The sequence below is a fragment of the Aurantiacibacter suaedae genome, assembly GCF_005434915.1.
Lineage (GTDB): Bacteria > Pseudomonadota > Alphaproteobacteria > Sphingomonadales > Sphingomonadaceae > Alteraurantiacibacter > Alteraurantiacibacter suaedae.
In genome coordinates, this window is sequence record NZ_SKCG01000001.1 from 793,169 (window position 1) to 810,690 (window position 17,522).

Below are 17,522 nucleotides of genomic sequence, written 5' to 3' on the forward strand. Positions count from 1 at the left end.
GATTCGATGGAAGAATTTGTAACCGCCCCGGGCTAGGGCTCAATCTCACTCATGAACAGGAATGAAAACATGATCCGGATCCTGCTGGCCGAAGACGACGAAGCGATGCGCACCTACCTTTCGCGAGCGCTGGAACAGGCCGGATATTCGGTTGCGGCGGTGAGCAATGGCATGGATGCGATTCCCCTGCTCGAGACCGAGGTTTTCGATCTGCTGCTGTCGGACATCGTCATGCCTGAACTGGACGGTATCGAACTGGCTCAGCGCTGCAACGAGATCAGCCCTGGCACAAAGGTGATGTTCATAACCGGCTTCGCCGCCGTCGCCCTGCGGGTAAGCCGCGAGACATCGAATGCCAAAATGCTCTCGAAGCCGTTCCATCTGCGCGATCTGGTGCTCGAAGTGGAGCGAATGTTCGAAGATCAGGCGCTGGCCCTAAACTGAGGGCTTGCCAGCACCCCCAGGTGGCGCTAGAGGGCGCGCCTGTCTTAGGCAGCAAACCCGAATGGTGTGGGCGTATAGCTCAGTGGTAGAGCACTATGTTGACATCGTAGGGGTCGCAAGTTCAATCCTTGCTACGCCCACCATTCGACCTTCCCCGACATTGCTGGAAGACCCCATAACCGTTGCGAAAGCGCGGTTTTTTGGGCATTCGGCCTAGCACAAATTCCCACCCGTTCGCAGGGAAGCGCGGGGCATCTGGGGGTATTCTGGGGGCACACGCCCAAGCTGCTGGGGGCATCGGATGTTAACCGATCGAGACTGTCGAAATGCTGCACCGGGTCCGCGCCCGGTGAAGCTGTTCGACGGTCACGGCCTGCACCTATACATCACTCCGACCGGCTTCAAAAGCTGGCGTCTCAAGTACCGATTCGGCGGCAAAGAGAAGCAGCTGACGCTCGGCCCCTATCCGAAGGTCACGCTGAAGGAGGCCAGGCGGAAGCGCGGGGCTGTCCTGCGCATGCTTCGCGATGGTCTCGCCCCCACCCTGTGGGGAAACGCGAAGCTAAGATCGTCCGGTACTTGCATACGAAGCCAATAGACACCGCCGCGTCGAAGCGGTGTTTCGATCCATTCCACTCGCCCGCTGAGAAGCCGCTCCATTGCGATGACGATCGCTGCTGATGGAGGGATGACTGGGAGGCCGCAGTTGCCGAAGCAAGCTCTGGAAGAGGCGGCGCATCATCCACCGGAAGGCTAATGGCCCCCAAGGCCGCATTACTTTCCTCGGGCAGTTCCAGCATGATCCCGGTTGCGGTCAGAATCAGGAGGGATGCGAGACCGGACAGCCCGGCCAGCTGTGCCAGTCTCGGAAGACCCGCTGCGTGCGAGCCCCCGGCGAACGTTTCACCCCAAGCGCCTCCCCTTCCTTTTGCAGGGATCGCGAAATGACTTTGGGCGTTGATTGCATCATAGCCGTGGCATCTCGCCAAGGCTGCTAGCAAAGTTTGGACAAACCGATGAGGCTTGCCGACAGGATTGGAGCGGCCTTGTCCCCCGCAACGCAGCGCAGGGTTCTGATAGCGCTTGGCGCCGCAGGGGCGCTTATTGTGCTGTCTATCCTGGCCATGGGGGCGTTTCCGGTTTCGCTGTTGAGGCAGACCGCCGAGGGCAAGCTGTCCGAAACTTTTGGTGCACCCGTGGCTATCGGTAGCCTGTCCCGAACCAGTCTTTTCTCGTTCACCCCGGAGATATCGATCAACGATCTGCAGATCCGTCAGCCTGATTGGGCTGGCGAGGGTAGGATGCTGGTTATCGATGAAGCGACAGCCCAGGTGTCGATTTTCTCGCTCCTTACCGGAGATGCTGCCCCCAAGTCGCTCCACGTTACCGGTCTTGAACTAAATCTGGTGCGCGCTGAAGACGGCACCAGCAACTGGCAAGAGCGAGATGCAGCAAGCGATGGAGCGGATAGTAAATCCTGGCAGCTCGACAGCCTGGTTATCGAAGACGGCCGATTTTCCCTCCGCGATGCCAAGCGTAAGCTCAATATCTCGGGCCAGGTCACCGCCAGCAGCGATCAAGGGCTGGCGGCGGACGCTACCGGCGAGTTCGATGGTCAGCCAGCCCAGTTGACGTTTCGCGGTGGACGACTTGGTAACAACGCCGCTCCGTCGCAATGGCCGTTTGCCGCGCAGATGCGCTCCACCGACTTCGAATTGGATATCAAAGGCACCATGGCCGGCGTCCTCAATGCGCGAGAAGCAGACGCAAAAATTGTGGCGCGCGCGCCGGACCTTAAGAAGCTCGACTATCTGATCGAAGCAGGCCTGTTCGGGACACAGGACATCTCTGTAACGGGGGCCGTAAGACGGCGTGGACGCGACTGGTTCATAGATAGTCTCGAAGGCACCATCGGTCGATCTCGGCTCAAGGCAAACGGTTCCGTGCTCAAGCGTGAAGGCCGCACGAAGATCGATGCAGATATTCATTCAACCGCGCTCGATTTCGATGATCTCGCAGACGATGCTGGCCTTGCAGAAGCGCGAGCGCTGGAAGCCCGCATCGGCGAACGGGTCATTCCCAATACCAAGATTGATCTCAGCAACATGGGGCCGACCGACGGCGAAATTCGGTTTGTCGTGGATCGGCTACTCATCGACGGCGGATCGCAATTCCGTACCTTGAGGGGGCGGCTCTCTCTCGATCATCGGGTGGCCCGGATCGACGAGTTGGAAGTGGGGCTGGAGACGGGCCGAATGAGCGGGTGGATCGAGGTCGATTCGCGAAATGGCACACCACGATTGACAACGGACTTGCGCGTCGAGGGCACCTCGTTGCAAGCGTTGATCGGACAGCCCCAGACCATTTCCGGAAACCTGCGCGGCGTCATCAGGATCGATGGCAGGGGAACAACCGTTCGCCAAGCATTTGCCAGCAGTTCCGGCAAGATCGCGTTCGTTGCCAGCTCGGGATCGGTCAGGCGGACAGCAGCTTTCATTCTCGGTCAGGACCTTGGCGGCGCGATCGGCCAGCAGCTGCGAGATGGCGATGCGATGGTGCCACTGCAATGCGCGATCCTGCAATTCGATGTCGCCAAGGGTATCATGCGGCCGTCTCCGCTAATGATCGCAACGCAGGTATCTAGGGGGCAAGGTTCCGGCTCGATCAGGCTGGATGGCGAACGGATCGATTTGCGGGTCAAGGGCGTTTCCAACGACGGTGCGGCGCTGGAGCTGGCCGATCCGATCCGCGTGGGGGGAACGCTATCGAACCCGGCTATTTCAATCGACGGAAGCGCCCCCGCAACCGACGAAGGCGGCGGCGGCGTGCTTAAGGCAATCGGTCGTTCGATCGGAAGCGCGCTAGGTCTGCGCGACGATGAGGATGATGACCAGCCAACGCCGACGGTACGTGCCGTAAATTGCCGCTCAATGAGCGCCGCGGCCTTGCGTTGATGCGCCTTTTGCCGGCCTGCCATTGCAGACTGGTTTGGCGGACATCAAATTTTCGACTCTCGACACGCGCAATCCGCCAGTCTTCTGCCACAGCCTGCCCTTCAGGCTCCGTTGCAGCACACCGGTCATTGCCAGGGTGTGACGAGGTATTTCTCACCCGTTTTCATCCGGCGATAATCAAGGATCGCGTCTTTTGTCAGCATCCCTTCCAGGTCGACTTTGGCCTTGTAGCTGCTGGCAAACGTGGTGGTGAGATTCTCCAGCACGCGCTTGCGCATTCTCGTTACGGCTTCCTTGCTCGCGTTCTGCAGGAACGGTGTCAGCAACCAGCCAGATAGGGTCCAGCCGAACCCGTAACTCGGCGTCAATGTGGTCGTGCCCATGTCCAGGCGGCCGTAGATGAACATGCGTTTGGGCTGATTAGAACCGTAGCGCGAAAACTCGGTCATCTTCGACTGTGCGACCTGCTCCATCGCCTTGAAGCAATTGTCGACCATCGATCCGCCGCCGATCGGGTCGAAACCATAGAACGCATCCGTTTCGGCGATCGCGGTCTTCAGGTTTTCCATGAAGTCGTCGTCTGAGGAGTTCACAACATGAGCCGCGCCCAGCCCCTTGATGAGGTCGACTTGCTCTTGCTTGCGGACGATATTGACGAGCCCGAGGCCATCTTCCTGACATATCTTGACGAGCATCTGGCCTAGGTTGGAGGCACCCACGGTATGCAGGATCGCCTTCTGGCCATCCATCCTGGCATTTTCCGCAAAGCTGAGCGCGGTCATAGGGTTGACGAAGCTGCTGGCACCTTCTTCGGCGCTATGGTCGCCCAGAGGCAGGCACATCGAAGCGTCGGCGATAGCATATTGGGAATAGGCGCTTCCCGGCACGCAGGCGACGCGCTGTCCCATCAGCGCCTTGGCCATGTCGCCTTCGCCCGTTGCGATGACGGCGCCGGCGCCTTCATTGCCCGCCGGCAGGCGCTGGCCATGGCGTGCCTTTTGTCCGATGTTGAAAGACTCCGGCATTTTCGCGACCACCTTGCCGGGCGAGTATTCCGCGTTTTCGAAGTCCGCCGCGCCGGTAAGGATCGCGAGATCCGACGGATTGATCGGCGCCGCCTCGATTTTCACCAGAACTTGGTTGCCGGTCGGCTCGGGAAAGGTCGTCTCCTCAATCGCGACAGTGAGGGTTCCGTCGCTTTCTAGCGTCGTGAATAGCTGCTTGCCGGTCTCGGCCATGGGGTATGCTCCAGATTGGGAAATGCATTAGCGTGGATGTTTCAGAGTTCGCAGTCGGTGTCCACATTTGGGGTCTTTCCAGCCCGAACAATCGCATCAGAAGTAGCAGGTTTCTCTTATCGCTTCAGGTGGCTGCTTTCATCCAGCATTTTGATGGTTGGCCGAATGTCCGCCATCCGCGGAATTTTCGCAAAGGACGGACCATCCGCTAGTGTCCCACTTTACGCCATTCATTCGCTGGCTCGCTGAAGGCTGTTTTCAGCACCCAAGAATGGGCGCTTCGATGGCCGAGGTTAGCGTGGGAAGTGGACATCGGCCTACAAACAACCAGCTTCCGAAACGACTGCGCTACTTTCGCTGATTATGCCATTAAATGCGGACCATTGAACCTCGACCTGCTCTTGGCATGGCAATCCATCAATTGTTCTACTCGCTCTGCCCTCACGAATATCTTCGAAAGCGTTGTCATCGAGCCATTTCAGAAGCTCGGCTTCCGGCGTGCCCTCCTTAAATCTTTGCTCGAAAGCCAAGGAAGGATTTCCCCACCGAGCATCGGTAAGAAGGCCGGGCCTCTTGTCCGCCAAGGCAAATGCTATTCCAAAAATGATATTTTGCCACGTCAACGCGACGGACAGTGACAGTGCCAATGCGCCAAGAACAAACCATTTTGTCCGAGAGGAAATACGAAGCTTCACCCCTTCACTTTAGCTTGGCCAGCAATGTCCGCAACCGAGTCGTCTGCAGAAAGTCGGCTTTCTACAGTTTGCCAATCGAAAGCTGACGTACAGCAAGCGGCCCATTCAGCGCCGTTTAGACGAGAAGGCTCGGCTACACGACCACCTTCACCATTTGTGATGAGTCATACCACAAACGCCCCATGTGGCTACCCTTGCCTCACTAGTGCAATACTGAGGCTATGGCAGAAAGCGACATCCGATAATTGTGCGCCATTATCCCCTCACCTTCGAACAACTCCGTCGCCGCCAGCGATTCCGAAAAAACGTTAGGCAAGAGGTCTTGATGCTCGCTTTTGCGGTCGGGCCCTTCGCTTGGAAGCAGGATTTTGATCGAGGCGAACTCTCTGAAAGAGAGTATTGGCCATGACGATTCCATCCCCAAGTCGCCTGATGCGCCGTACAGAGATTGAGTGTGAAACTGGCCTCACCTGCTCGGCCATCTATCGATTGATGGAAGAGGGCACCTTCCCCCGCCCACGCAGGATCGATGCGCGCACGGCATCATGGGAAAGCAGCGAGATAGAGGCATGGGAAATTGGTCTGATTGAGAACGGAACCCTACGTAAAATTAATAGAAATCAGGCTCCATTTCATCCTTGCCACGCCCACCATTCGCACCAATTCTCTGCAAAAGTTGACGATTTAATCAGACAGGCGTTCGCGCGCCTGATGCTCGATCACTTCGAGTTCGGCAATCGTCTTGTCGATCGCATCGCGCTGATGGCGTAGCTCTTCGAGACGATCCGCGACCTGCTGCACGAGATGACGCATCTGGCTCTGTTTGCCGTGGTCGGTATCGTAGAGCGAGAGAAACTCGCCGATTTCGCGAATCGAGAAGCCCAGCCGCTTGCCGCGCAGGATCAGTTGCATCCGCCCCATCTCGCGCCGTGAATAGACGCGCATCGCCCCCACCCGGCGCGGCTGGATCAGCCCCTTGTCCTCGTAAAAACGCAAGGTGCGCTGGGTCACCCCAAGCTCCTCGGACGCCTCGGCGATGGACTTGAGACCCTCGTCCTGCGCGGTCGCGTCCGAAAGCCCCGAATCGCTCACGTCGCCTGCTCCGCCTTGCGCGCGGCGGCCTTGGCGCGCTCTTCAGCCACCAGCTCCTTCTTCTCCAGCTTGCCGACCAAAGTCTTGGGCAGTTCGGGGCGGAATTCGTAAGCGTCGGGCATTTCGATCGGGCTAAGTCGGTCCTTGAGGAAGGAGTGAAGCTCGGATTCGGGAAGATCCATGTCATCGTGCAAGGCGATAAACAGCTTCGGGGCCTCACCGCGGTAGTCGTCGGGAATGCCAATCGCAACGGCTTCCTTCACCGCCGGATGCTCATAGGCCGCATCCTCGATAATGCGCGGATAGACGTTATAGCCCGAGCACAGGATGATGTCCTTGATGCGGTCGACCAAGAACAGATAGCCGTCCTCGTCGAGATAGCCGATATCGCCTGTGCGCAGCGCGCCGTCGATGAAGACAGTTTCGGTGGCGTCGGGGCGGTTCCAGTAGCCGCGCATAAGTTGCATCCCGCGGGCGCAAACCTCGCCGCGCTCGCCCGGTGCCACACAGCATTCGCCCGTGTCCGGATTGCGGATCTCGATGATCGTATGCGGAAAGGCGGGCCCGGCCGAATTCTCCTTAACCGGCGTGCGTCCGAGCAACGGGTTGCAGGTGATGATCGGGGACGCTTCGGTCAGGCCGTAACCTTCGGAGATCGGCGAGCCAGTGCGCCGTTCGTACTGGGTGCGCACTTCCAGCGGCAACGGCGCTCCGCCCGAAATCGAGGTGCGCACCATCGACAGATCGGGCACCTTGTTATCGGGCAGCGAGCCGATTGCGTTGTAGATTGTGGGCACCGCGAAAATCTGCGTGGGCGGCTTGCGTTTCACTGTCGCCAGCACCTCGTCCATCACGAAGCGCGGGAGAAGTACCAGCTCGCTGGCAGTGTCGATCCCGAAATTGAGCACGCAGGTTAGCCCGAACACGTGGAACAGCGGCAGCACGCCAAGCGTGCGCTCCGGAACCGCACGCTCGTTGCCAACGTGCAGGATCATCTGCGCCGAGTTGGCCGCAAGGCCTGCATGGGTAAGCATCGCGCCTTTGGGCCTGCCGGTGGTGCCGCCGGTGTATTGCAGCACGGCTACGTCGTCGGGCGTGATCTCGGCTGGCTTGGTAAGCGGCGCATGGGCGGCAAGGCGGCGATAGTCGAGATAGTCGATCCCGGCGCGCTTCTTCGCCAGCTCGCCGCGCTTCAGTGTGCGCAGGCCAAGCCCTTTCCAGAACGGGAGCACATCGGCCATCGGGCACAGCAGAATGCGTTCCAGAGCGCTCTTGCCGTAAGCAGCGGCGACCTTGCCGTGCAAGGCTTCGAGATCGGGCACGGCAATGATCTTCGCGCCCGAGTCGGCAATCAGGAATTCAAGTTCGTGTTCGGAATAGAGCGGATTAAGGTTCACCACGATGGCGCCGAGCCGCAGGACGGCGTAATAGACGATCACCGAATAGGGCGTGTTGGGCAGGCACATGCCGAGCCGATCACCCTTGCCCAGCCCCGCATCGGCCAGCCCGCCCGCCAGCCGATCCACCATCTCGCCCAGTTCGGCATAGGTCCACTCGCGGCCGAGAAAATCTATCGCGATGCGGCCGGGATAGGTCGTCACCGAATGATCGAGCGCTTCGGTCAGAACCCGTTTGCGCAAGGCGCCGGAGGCGTCGAGAATGCGGCTCGTATCGAGCGGCAGGATTTCCGATTCAGCCTGGTTCATCAGGCACCCTTTCCCGTTATGATGCGTTAGATTGCCGAAACCGCATCTTGATTTTGTTCTGCTTGACGTATACGTCAGTCTCTGAACTTTATCGTAACAAAACGGCGCAAAAGGTCAATCGCGCTGGAGAGAAGAGAGAAAGGCACCGTTCCCATGAGCCAGGCTGTTATCGCCGGATATGTCCGTTCGCCCTTCCACCCCGCCTATCGCGGCGCACTGGCGAAGGTACGCCCAGACGATCTGGCCGCCAATACCGTCAAAGGCCTGATCGAGCGTACCGGTGTGAAGGCCGAGGATATCGAGGATCTGGTGCTTGGCTGTGCCTTCCCGGAAGGCGAGCAGGGCTTCAACCTTGCCCGACTCGTGGTGCTGCTGGCGGATCTGCCGCAGTCGATCGGCGGGATCACGATGAACCGCTTCTGCGGCTCCTCAATGAGCGCGGTCCACTATGCTGCCGGCCAGATTGCGCTTGGCGCGGGAGAGGTGTTCATCTGCGCGGGCGTCGAGTCGATGAGCCGGGTGCCGATGACCGGGTTCAACCCGATGCCCAACCCCGAACTGGCCCAGCGCAGCGCCGCCTATCTCGGCATGGGTGACACCGCCGAAAACGTGGCCAAGAAGTATGACCTCTCGCGCGCAGCGCAGGAAGAGTTCGCTGTCGCCAGCCAGAAGAAAGCGGGTGCTGCCGTAGAAGCGGGCAAACTGAAGGACGAAATCGTACCGATCGAGACCGCCGATGGGCTGGTCGAAGTCGATGGCACGCCCCGCCCCGGCACCACTGCGGAAGACCTTGCCGGGCTGAAGCTCGCTTTTGACGAGAACGGCAGTGTGACCGCAGGCACCTCCTCGCCGCTGACCGATGGCGCAGCCGCGCTGCTGGTCTGCTCGGAAGACTATGCCAAGGCCAACGGCCTGCCGGTGCTGGCCAAGATCAAGAGCATGGCCATTTCCGGCTGCGCACCCGAGATCATGGGCATCGGCCCGGTCGAAGCGACCAAGAAAGCGCTCAAGCGCGCCGGCCTCACCATCGACGATATCGACATCGTGGAGCTGAACGAGGCGTTCTCCAGCCAGTCGCTCGCCTGCATCGGCGACCTCGGCATCCCCACCGAGAAGATCAATCTCGACGGCGGCGCGATTGCCATCGGGCACCCGCTTGGCGCCACCGGCGCGCGGATCACCGGCAAGGTCGCCCAGCTGCTGAAGCGGGAAGGCAAGAAATATGCGCTCGCCACCCAATGCATCGGCGGCGGCCAGGGCATCGCCACCATTCTGGAGGCCGAATAATGAGCGACGCAAACGTTTCTGGGCAGATCAAGAAAGTCTGCGTGATCGGTGCTGGCACCATGGGCGCCGGTATCGCCGCTCAAGTCGCCAATGCGGGCGTGCCGGTGCTACTGCTCGACATCGTTCCGAAGGATGGTGACAACCGCAATGCCATCGCCGAAGGCGCGGTTGCCAAGATGCTCAAGACCGACCCCGCCCCCTTCATGGGCAAGCGCGCGGCAAAGCTGGTCGAGACGGGCAATATCGAGGACCATCTGGACAAGGTTGCGACATGCGACTGGGTGATCGAAGCGATTATCGAACGGCTCGACATCAAGCAGGAATTGTATGCGAAGCTGGAAAAGGTCCGCACGCCGGGCACGGCGGTGAGTTCGAACACCTCGACCATCCCGCTCGCCCAGCTGACCGATGGGCGCTCGGATGAATTCAAGCGCGATTTCCTCATCACCCACTTCTTCAATCCGCCGCGCTACATGCGGCTGATCGAGATCGTGGCGGGCCCGCAGAGCGATCCTGCCACCGTCGCCAAGGTGAGCGATTTCGCTGACCGCAAACTCGGCAAGACGCCGGTCGATTGCGAGGATTCGCCCGGCTTTATCGCCAACCGCATCGGCACCTTCTGGATTCAAGCCGCGGTAAACGCTGCCTTCGATATGGAAATTTCCATCGAAGACGCCGACGCCATTGGTGGCAAACCGATGGGCGTTCCCAAGACCGGCATTTTCGGCCTGATCGACCTGATCGGGCTCGACCTCATGCCCTATCTCCAGAAGAGCCTCACCAGCACCCTGCCCGCCGACGATCCCTACCAGAAGATCGCCCGCAGCGAGGCGCTGATCGAAAAGCTGATTGGCGAAGGCTACACCGGCCGCAAGGGCAAGGGCGGGTTCTACCGCATCAACCGCGAGGACGGTGGCAAGGTCAAGGAAGCGATCGACCTCAAGTCAGGCGAATACTCCGCCGCGCGCGGATCGAGCGTGGTGCGCGGTTCGGCGGCCAAGGGCAATCTCGCCAAGCTGATCTCCATCCCGGGCAAGGTCGGCGACTATGCCTGGGCCATTCTCGGCCCCACCCTCTCCTATTCCGCCTCCATCGTGCCTGAGGCGACGAAGGCCATCGTCGGCGTCGATGACGCGATGAAGTTGGGCTACAACTGGAAGTCCGGCCCGTTCGAGATGATCGACAAGATCGGCGCGGCCAAGCTGGTCGAGCGGCTGAAGGCCGACGGCCTGCCAGTGCCGCCGCTGCTCGAACAGGTGGGCGACGGTACGTTCTACCGGGTCGAGAACGGCAAGCGCCAGTATTTCGGCACCGATGGCGAGTATCACGATGTGGTGCGTCCCGAGGGCGTGCTGCTGCTGGAGGACATCAAGCTCTCTGCCGAGCCGATCATTAAGAATGGCTCCGCCGCACTGTGGGACGTAGGCGATGGAGTCGCCTGTCTCGAGTTCACCGGCAAGATGAACACGCTCGAAGGCGATGTCATGAAGCTGATCCAGCAGGCCGTTCCCGTGGTCGCGAAGGACTTCAAGGCGCTGGTGGTTTACAACGAAGGTCCGGCTTTCTCGGCGGGTGCGAACCTTGGCCTGGCAATCTTCGCGATGAACATCGCGGCGTGGAGCGAGGTCGAAAAACTGGTCAAGGGCGGGCAGGCCGCGCTGAAGGCGCTAAAGTATGCGCCCTTCCCTGTTGTCGCTGCGCCCACTGGGCTTGCGCTTGGCGGCGGCTGCGAGGTCTGCCTCAACTCGGACGCGATCCAGCCTCATGCCGAGACCTATATCGGCCTCGTCGAAACAGGTGTCGGCATCATCCCCGGCTGGGGCGGCTGCGGCGAGATGCTCGAACGCTGGATCGACAATCCGCGCCATCCCAAGGGGCCAATGGCGGCCGTTAGCAAGGTGTTCGAAATCGTCTCCACCGCCACGGTTGCCAAGAGCGCCGCCGAGGCCAAGGAGCTGGGCTTTGTGCGGCCCAGCGACCAGATCACCATGAACCGCGACCGGCTGCTGTTCGATGCCAAGCAACGCGCGCTAAGCATGGCCGACGGCTACCAGCCGCCCGAAAAGCCCGAGTTCCGCCTGCCCGGAGCATCAGGCCGCGCGGCGCTCAAGCTGGCGGTTAACGGTTTCCGCAAACGCGGCATCGCCACCCCGCATGACGAGGTTGTCGCCGAAGAGCTGGCCTACGTGCTCACCGGCGGCGACACCGATCCGACCGAAGTCGTCACCGAAGATCAGCTGCTGAAGCTGGAATTCGAAGGCTTCATGCGGCTGGTCCGCAATCCGAATTCGCAGGCACGGGTCGAGCACATGCTCGAAACCGGCAAGCCGCTCAGGAACTAAGGGAGAGACGCGATGCAAGTCTATGAGGCCCCCATTCGCGACATGCGCTTCGTGCTCGAAGAGCTGCACAACGACGATGGCTTTGGCGATGTCGAAGGGTTCGAGGATTTCGATTCCGATGTGACCACTGCCATTCTCGAAGAAGCTGGCAAGCTGTGCAAGGAAGTGCTGCTGCCGATCAACTGGTCGGGCGATCAGGAAGGCTGCAAACTCGAAAACGGCACCGTCTCTACGCCGAAGGGCTTTCAGGATGCCTATAGGCAGTTCTGCGAAGGCGGCTGGGCCGGGCTTGGCGTTGCCGAAGAGTGGGGCGGCCAGAATGCGCCCCACGCGCTGGGCAAGATGGTCGAGGAGATGACCTGTTCGGCAAACCTCTCCTTCGGGCTCTACCCCGGCCTCACCAACGGCGCGATGGTCGCGCTGGAAGCGCACGGCAGCGACGAGTTGAAGCAATTCTACCTGCCCAAAATGGCCAATGGCGAATGGTCGGGCACCATGTGTCTCACCGAATCGCACTGCGGCACCGATCTGGGCATGTTGCGCACCAAGGCCGAACCGCAGGACGACGGCAGCTTCCTCGTCACCGGCAACAAGATCTTCATCTCCGCCGGAGACCATGACCTCACCTCCAACATCGTGCATCTCGTGCTGGCCCGCCTGCCAGACGCCCCTGCCGGCGTGAAAGGCATCTCGATGTTCCTCGTGCCAAAGTACCTGCCCAACGCCGATGGCGAACCGGGCGATCACAACAAGGCCGGGCCGACCGCGATCGAGCACAAGATGGGCCTGAAGGCTTCGGCCACCTGCCAGATGAGCTTCGATGGCTCGAAGGGATGGATGGTCGGCGAGCCAAACAAGGGGCTCGAAGCGATGTTCACGATGATGAACACCGAGCGCGTGGCCGTGGGCATTCAGGGCCTTGGCGTGGGCGAAATCGCCTACCAGTCCGCTGTCTACTACGCGAAGGACCGCTTGCAGGGCCGTTCGCTGTCGGGTGTAAAGAACCCGGATGGTCCGGCCGATCCGATCATCGTCCACCCCGACGTGCGTCGTATGCTAATGACGATGCGCGCCTATAACGAGGGCTGCCGCGCCCTGTCCGCATGGGTCAGCCGCGCGCTCGATGCCTCGCATTCGGCGCGTGAACCCGAGGCGCGCGAACGGGCGACCGATTTCGTTGCGCTGATGACGCCGGTTGTCAAAGCCCTGTTCACCGATCTTGGCCACGAAAGTGCGCAACTGGCGGTACAGGTCTATGGCGGGCATGGTTACATTCAGGAATCGGGCGTCGAGCAGTTCGCACGCGATGCGCGGATCGCCCAGATTTACGAGGGCACCAACGGCATTCAGGCGCTTGACCTCGTGGGCCGCAAGCTGCCGCACCGGATGGGCCGCAATCTGCGCAGCTTCTTCCACCCGGTCTCACAGTTCTGCGAGGACCATGCCGCCGATGCCGATATCGGCAAGCTGGTCGGCTCGCTGCAGCAAAGCTTCGGCGCGCTTCAGCTTTCGACCGGGCACATCGCGCAGAAGGGACTGAAAGATCCCGAGGAAGCGGCTGCGGCGGCGAGCGACTACCTGCGCCTACTCGGCTTCGTCGCCATGGGCTACTGCTTCGCGAAGGCAGCCAAGGTCGCCCATGCCAAGCTGGCCGAGGGCAGTTCGGAAGAGGCCTTCTACAAGGCCAAGCTCACCACCGCGCAGTTCTTCTTCGACCGTCTGCTGCCCGTCGCCACGGCGCAGTTCATGGCGATCAAGAGCGGCAAGGCGAGCATGATGGAGCTGCCCGAGGACGCGTTTTGAACGCGAAGGTAGAGGCGTTTGCGCAGCGACTGGCGATACCCGCCATCGTTGCGCCGATGTTTCTTGTCTCGGGGCCTGATCTGGTGGTGGAATGCTGCAAGGCGGGCCTTGCGGGCACCTTTCCCGCGTTGAACCAGCGCTCCAGCGCCGGGTTCGACGAATGGCTCTACGACATCGAAGAACGGTGCGGGCCGGATGCTGCGCCCTTTGGCGTCAACCTGATCGTCCACAAGTCGAACCCGCGCGTCGAGGCTGACCTTGAGATCTGTGTGAAGCACAAGGTGCCGCTGGTCATCACCTCACTCGGAGCAGTGCCCGATCTGGTGGCGGCGGTCCATTCCTACGGCGGACTTGTGTTTCACGACGTAGTTCAGCGCCGCCACGCCGAGAAGGCCGCCGAGGCTGGCGTCGACGGAATTATCGGCGTCGCCGCCGGAGCTGGCGGACACGCGGGCACGCTGAGCCCTTTCTCGCTGCTGAGCGAGATCCGCGAGGTCTTCGACGGGCCGCTGATTCTCTCGGGCGCCATGAGCCACGGACGGCACGTGGCCGCCGCGCAGATGATGGGGGCGCAGTTCGGCTATCTCGGCTCGCACTTTATCGCCGCCGCCGAAAGCATGGCGGGCGACGCGCAAAAGCGGATGATGATCGCCTCCGGCGCCAAGGACATCACCTATACCGACAAGGTAACTGGCGTCGGTGCCAACTTTCTCGCTCCAAGCCTGGCCGATGCCACCCTGCCCGACGGCCACGGCGAGATGACGCTCAACGACGAGGCCCGCGCGTGGAAGACGATCTGGTCCTCCGGTCACGGTGTCGGCGCCACCCGCGCGGTGCGTCCTGCCTCCGCAATCTGCGAGCAGCTTATCGCGGAATATCGGGCAGCGCGCGCAGCCTTCTGCGAGTAATTCGCAAGCTCAAGAGACTGATCCCGGCTCCGCTTGCGCTCGCGCCCGCGCGCCCTTAAGAGGCTCGCCAAATCACTTTTCCGCAAACATTCGCTAGAGGCAGGGACAGTTCATGGCCAAAATCAAGGTAATCAACCCGATCGTGGAGATCGACGGCGACGAGATGACGAAGATCATCTGGCAATGGATCCGCGAACGGCTGATCCTCCCCTATCTCGACGTTGACCTGAAGTATTACGACCTCTCGGTCGAAAAGCGTGACGAGACCGACGATCAGATTACCGTCGACGCCGCAAATGCGATCAAGGAATATGGCGTGGGCGTTAAGTGCGCCACCATTACCCCGGACGAGGCCCGCGTCGAGGAGTTCGACCTCAAGCAGATGTGGCGTTCGCCCAACGGCACGATCCGCAACATCCTTGGCGGCACCATTTTCCGCGAGCCGATCGTGATCGACAACGTGCCGCGCCTGGTGCCCGGCTGGACCGACCCGATCGTCGTCGGCCGTCATGCCTTCGGCGATCAGTATCGCGCCACCGACACCCTGATCCCCGGCGCGGGCAAGCTGCGCATGGTGTTCGAGGGCGAGGACGGCAAGGAAATCGACCTCCTCGTTCACACCTTCGACCAGCCCGGCGTGGCGGTCTCGATGTACAACCACGACGAGTCCATCCGCGACTTCGCGCGCGCCAGCTTCAACTACGGCCTTGATCGTGGCTGGCCCGTGTATCTGTCGACCAAGAACACCATCATGAAAAAGTACGATGGCCGCTTCAAGGACCTGTTCCAGGAAGTGTTCGACACCGAGGGCTTCAAGGAGAAGTTCGAGGAAGCCAAGATCTGGTACGAACACCGGCTGATCGATGACATGGTGGCTGCCGCGCTCAAGTGGAACGGCAAGTTCATCTGGGCCTGCAAGAACTACGACGGCGACGTGCAGTCGGATGTGGTGGCGCAGGGCTTCGGCTCGCTCGGCCTTATGACCAGCGTGCTGATGGCGCCCGATGGCAAGACGGTGGAAGCCGAAGCCGCGCACGGCACCGTGACCCGCCACTATCGCCAGCACCAGCAGGGCAAGGCGACCAGCACCAACCCGATCGCCTCGATCTTCGCATGGACCCGCGGCCTGATGTATCGTGGCAAGTTCGACGACACTCCCGAAGTGGTCGCCTTCGCCGAAACGCTCGAGCGCGTCTGCATCGAGTGCGTGGAAAAGGGCAAGATGACGAAGGACCTCGCGCTCCTGATCGGCCCGAATCAGAGCTGGATGACCACCGAACAGTTCTTCGAAGCCATCGTCGATGCGCTCGAAGTCGAAATGAAGGCACAGGGCCTGGGCTGATCCCAACCTTGCCACGCGGAACGGCCTGCCGACCGCGAAGTTATGATAACGGGGCGCGCGACGGCGATCGCGCGCCCCTTTTCATGTCACAGGAGACCGCATGACCAAAGCCCGCCTCGAAGTCCGCGCCGCCGTGCCCGCCGACGTCCGCCGCATCGCCGCGCTCGCCAAGCGCGTTTACGAGGACTTCGTGCCCTACACACAGGGCGAAATCCGCGGGCAGATCAACAATTACCCCGAGGGCTGCTTCGTCGCCGTGCTTGACGACAAGCTGGTCGGCTATTGCGCCACCATGCGTATCAGCGGCGAAAAAGCGCTGCGTCCGCACACGTGGGACGAGATCACCGGCAACGGCTACGGCAGCCGTCACGAGGCCACCGGCGACTGGCTTTATGGCTACGAAATGTGCGTGGACCCCAAGGTGCGCGGCACGCGGATCGGGCGGCGGCTTTATGAAGAGCGCCGGTTCCTCGCCGAACAACTCGAACTCAAAGGCATCGTTTTCGCCGGACGGATGCCCAACCTGCGCAAGAGCTGGCGCCGGGTGGAAAGCGCCGAGGACTATCTCGAAAAAGTCGTCGCCGGCAAAATCCACGATCCGGTGCTGCGCTTCCAGCTTGCCAACGGGTTCGAACCGCTGGGCGTGCTGCCCGGCTACCTGCCGGAAGACACGCGCAGCCGCGGCAACGCGGTGCAGATGGTGTGGCGCAACCCGTTTGTCGATCAGGAGGCAAGCGCGCAGCTATCCGTCCCGCGTGGGATCGAGAACGTCCGTATCGCCGTCTGCCAATTGCAGGCGCGCGCGGTGAAGGACTTCGATGAGTTTATTCGTCAGGTCCGGTATTTCGTCGATGTTGCAAGCGATTACGAGGCAGACTTCATCCTTCTTCCCGAGCTTTTCACGCTGATGCTGCTGAGCGCGGAGGAAGAAGAACTGTCACCGCTCGAAAGCATTGAGCTGCTCTCGCGCTACACTCCGCGCATCCGCGAGGCGCTGTCGGAGATGGCGCTGAGGTTCAACATCAACATCATCGGCGGCTCGCATCCCACACGCATGGACGATGGCGACATCCACAACATCGCCATCGTGTGCCTTCGTGACGGCTCGATCCACGAGCGCGAGAAGATCCACCCTACCCCCAACGAAGCTTATTGGTGGAACATCAAGGGCGGCGATTCGATCGACGTGATCCAGACCGACTGCGGCCCGATCGGTATCCAGATCTGCTACGACAGCGAGTTCCCCGAACTTTCGCGCCGCCTTGTTGACCAAGGCGCGCGCATCATCTTCGTGCCGTTCTGCACCGACAGCCGCCAGGGCTACATGCGGGTGCGCTATTGCGCCGCCGCGCGCGCAATCGAGAACCAGTGTTTCGTGGTGATGGCGGGCAATGTCGGCAATCTGCCCAATGTCGGCAATATGGACATCCAGTATGCCCAAAGCTGCATCCTTACCCCCTGCGACTTCCCCTTCGCACGCGACGGCATCGCCGCGGAGGCCAGCGAAAACGTCGAGACGCTGACCATCAGCGACGTGAACCTTGCGGATCTCTCATGGGCACGCGCCGAAGGCACGGTTCGTAACCTGGCCGACCGGCGGCACGACCTCTACCGCATCGAGTGGAACGAGGATGGTGGCTCTGCGGGTGCGGGCGATGTTCAGGGCCCGGCGCCGCGCCGCGGCCACGGCCCCGGCGGCGGCTAATCGGCT

At 61.1% G+C, this 17,522-nt stretch carries 14 protein-coding genes and 1 tRNA gene; 11 read left to right on the forward strand and 4 right to left on the reverse strand.

Translation table 11 applies throughout. The features are described 5' to 3' along the window. Positions 1 to 69 precede the first annotated feature (69 nt). From cpdR to E0473_RS03765, 4 genes are all read left to right on the forward strand, one after another. Entirely contained in the window at positions 70 to 444 is a 375-nt protein-coding gene (cpdR, locus tag E0473_RS03750) for a cell cycle two-component system response regulator CpdR (protein ID WP_137679491.1), read from the forward strand. A 68-nt stretch (positions 445 to 512) separates the two neighbouring features. Continuing rightward, positions 513 to 587: transfer RNA gene (locus E0473_RS03755), tRNA-Val, on the forward strand. A gap of 158 nt (positions 588 to 745) precedes the next feature. Beyond that, entirely contained in the window at positions 746 to 1,042 is a 297-nt protein-coding gene (locus E0473_RS03760; protein WP_137679492.1) for an Arm DNA-binding domain-containing protein, read from the forward strand. A 418-nt stretch (positions 1,043 to 1,460) separates the two neighbouring features. After that, positions 1,461 to 3,398 (forward strand): AsmA family protein, encoded by a 1,938-nt coding sequence (locus E0473_RS03765; protein ID WP_137679493.1) that lies wholly within the window; start codon positions 1,461 to 1,463, stop codon positions 3,396 to 3,398. A 125-nt stretch (positions 3,399 to 3,523) separates the two neighbouring features. Here E0473_RS03765 and E0473_RS03770 read toward each other — a convergent pair whose 3' ends face one another. Next, the gene (locus E0473_RS03770) at positions 3,524 to 4,636 is read right to left on the reverse strand and encodes a zinc-binding dehydrogenase (protein ID WP_137679494.1); all 1,113 of its coding nucleotides are present in this window, start codon (positions 4,634 to 4,636) and stop codon (positions 3,524 to 3,526) included. Between the two features lie 317 nt (positions 4,637 to 4,953). Continuing rightward, on the reverse strand, positions 4,954 to 5,331 hold the full coding sequence (locus E0473_RS03775) for a hypothetical protein (RefSeq protein WP_137679495.1): 378 nt from the start codon (positions 5,329 to 5,331) through the stop codon (positions 4,954 to 4,956). A 432-nt stretch (positions 5,332 to 5,763) separates the two neighbouring features. On the opposite strand from E0473_RS03775, the gene E0473_RS03780 reads away from it, so the two are divergent. Beyond that, positions 5,764 to 6,102, forward strand: coding sequence for an AlpA family phage regulatory protein (locus E0473_RS03780; protein ID WP_241657369.1), 339 nt, complete (start codon positions 5,764 to 5,766; stop codon positions 6,100 to 6,102). Here E0473_RS03780 and E0473_RS03785 read toward each other — a convergent pair. Both E0473_RS03785 and E0473_RS03790 read right to left on the reverse strand, forming a co-directional pair. Then, positions 6,016 to 6,423, reverse strand: a complete 408-nt coding sequence (locus tag E0473_RS03785; protein ID WP_137679497.1) for a MerR family transcriptional regulator — start codon at positions 6,421 to 6,423, stop codon at positions 6,016 to 6,018. The two genes, E0473_RS03780 and E0473_RS03785, sit on opposite strands and share 87 nt — an antisense overlap. Further along, on the reverse strand, positions 6,420 to 8,129 hold the full coding sequence (locus E0473_RS03790) for a long-chain-fatty-acid--CoA ligase (RefSeq protein ID WP_137679498.1): 1,710 nt from the start codon (positions 8,127 to 8,129) through the stop codon (positions 6,420 to 6,422). Before E0473_RS03790 ends, E0473_RS03785 begins: the two co-directional genes overlap by 4 nt. A 153-nt stretch (positions 8,130 to 8,282) precedes the next feature. On the opposite strand from E0473_RS03790, the gene E0473_RS03795 reads away from it, so the two are divergent. From E0473_RS03795 to E0473_RS03820, 6 genes are all read left to right on the forward strand, one after another. Next, complete coding sequence (locus tag E0473_RS03795; RefSeq protein WP_137679499.1) at positions 8,283 to 9,416, forward strand: thiolase family protein; 1,134 nt, start codon at positions 8,283 to 8,285, stop codon at positions 9,414 to 9,416. Beyond that, a complete protein-coding gene (locus tag E0473_RS03800) occupies positions 9,416 to 11,758 on the forward strand; it encodes a 3-hydroxyacyl-CoA dehydrogenase/enoyl-CoA hydratase family protein (protein ID WP_137679500.1) in 2,343 nt (780 codons plus the stop codon). The genes E0473_RS03795 and E0473_RS03800 overlap by 1 nt, the downstream gene beginning before the upstream one ends. Before the next feature lie 12 nt (positions 11,759 to 11,770). Beyond that, complete coding sequence (locus E0473_RS03805; protein WP_137679501.1) at positions 11,771 to 13,561, forward strand: acyl-CoA dehydrogenase C-terminal domain-containing protein; 1,791 nt, start codon at positions 11,771 to 11,773, stop codon at positions 13,559 to 13,561. A gap of 56 nt (positions 13,562 to 13,617) precedes the next feature. Continuing rightward, positions 13,618 to 14,469: an NAD(P)H-dependent flavin oxidoreductase gene (locus tag E0473_RS03810; RefSeq protein WP_137680043.1), complete on the forward strand. Its 852-nt coding sequence runs from the start codon at positions 13,618 to 13,620 to the stop codon at positions 14,467 to 14,469. A 112-nt stretch (positions 14,470 to 14,581) separates the two neighbouring features. Then, positions 14,582 to 15,811 (forward strand): NADP-dependent isocitrate dehydrogenase, encoded by a 1,230-nt coding sequence (locus tag E0473_RS03815; protein WP_137679502.1) that lies wholly within the window; start codon positions 14,582 to 14,584, stop codon positions 15,809 to 15,811. Positions 15,812 to 15,911: 100 nt separating this feature from the next. Further along, on the forward strand, positions 15,912 to 17,516 hold the full coding sequence (locus E0473_RS03820) for a bifunctional GNAT family N-acetyltransferase/carbon-nitrogen hydrolase family protein (protein WP_137679503.1): 1,605 nt from the start codon (positions 15,912 to 15,914) through the stop codon (positions 17,514 to 17,516). Positions 17,517 to 17,522 lie beyond the last annotated feature (6 nt).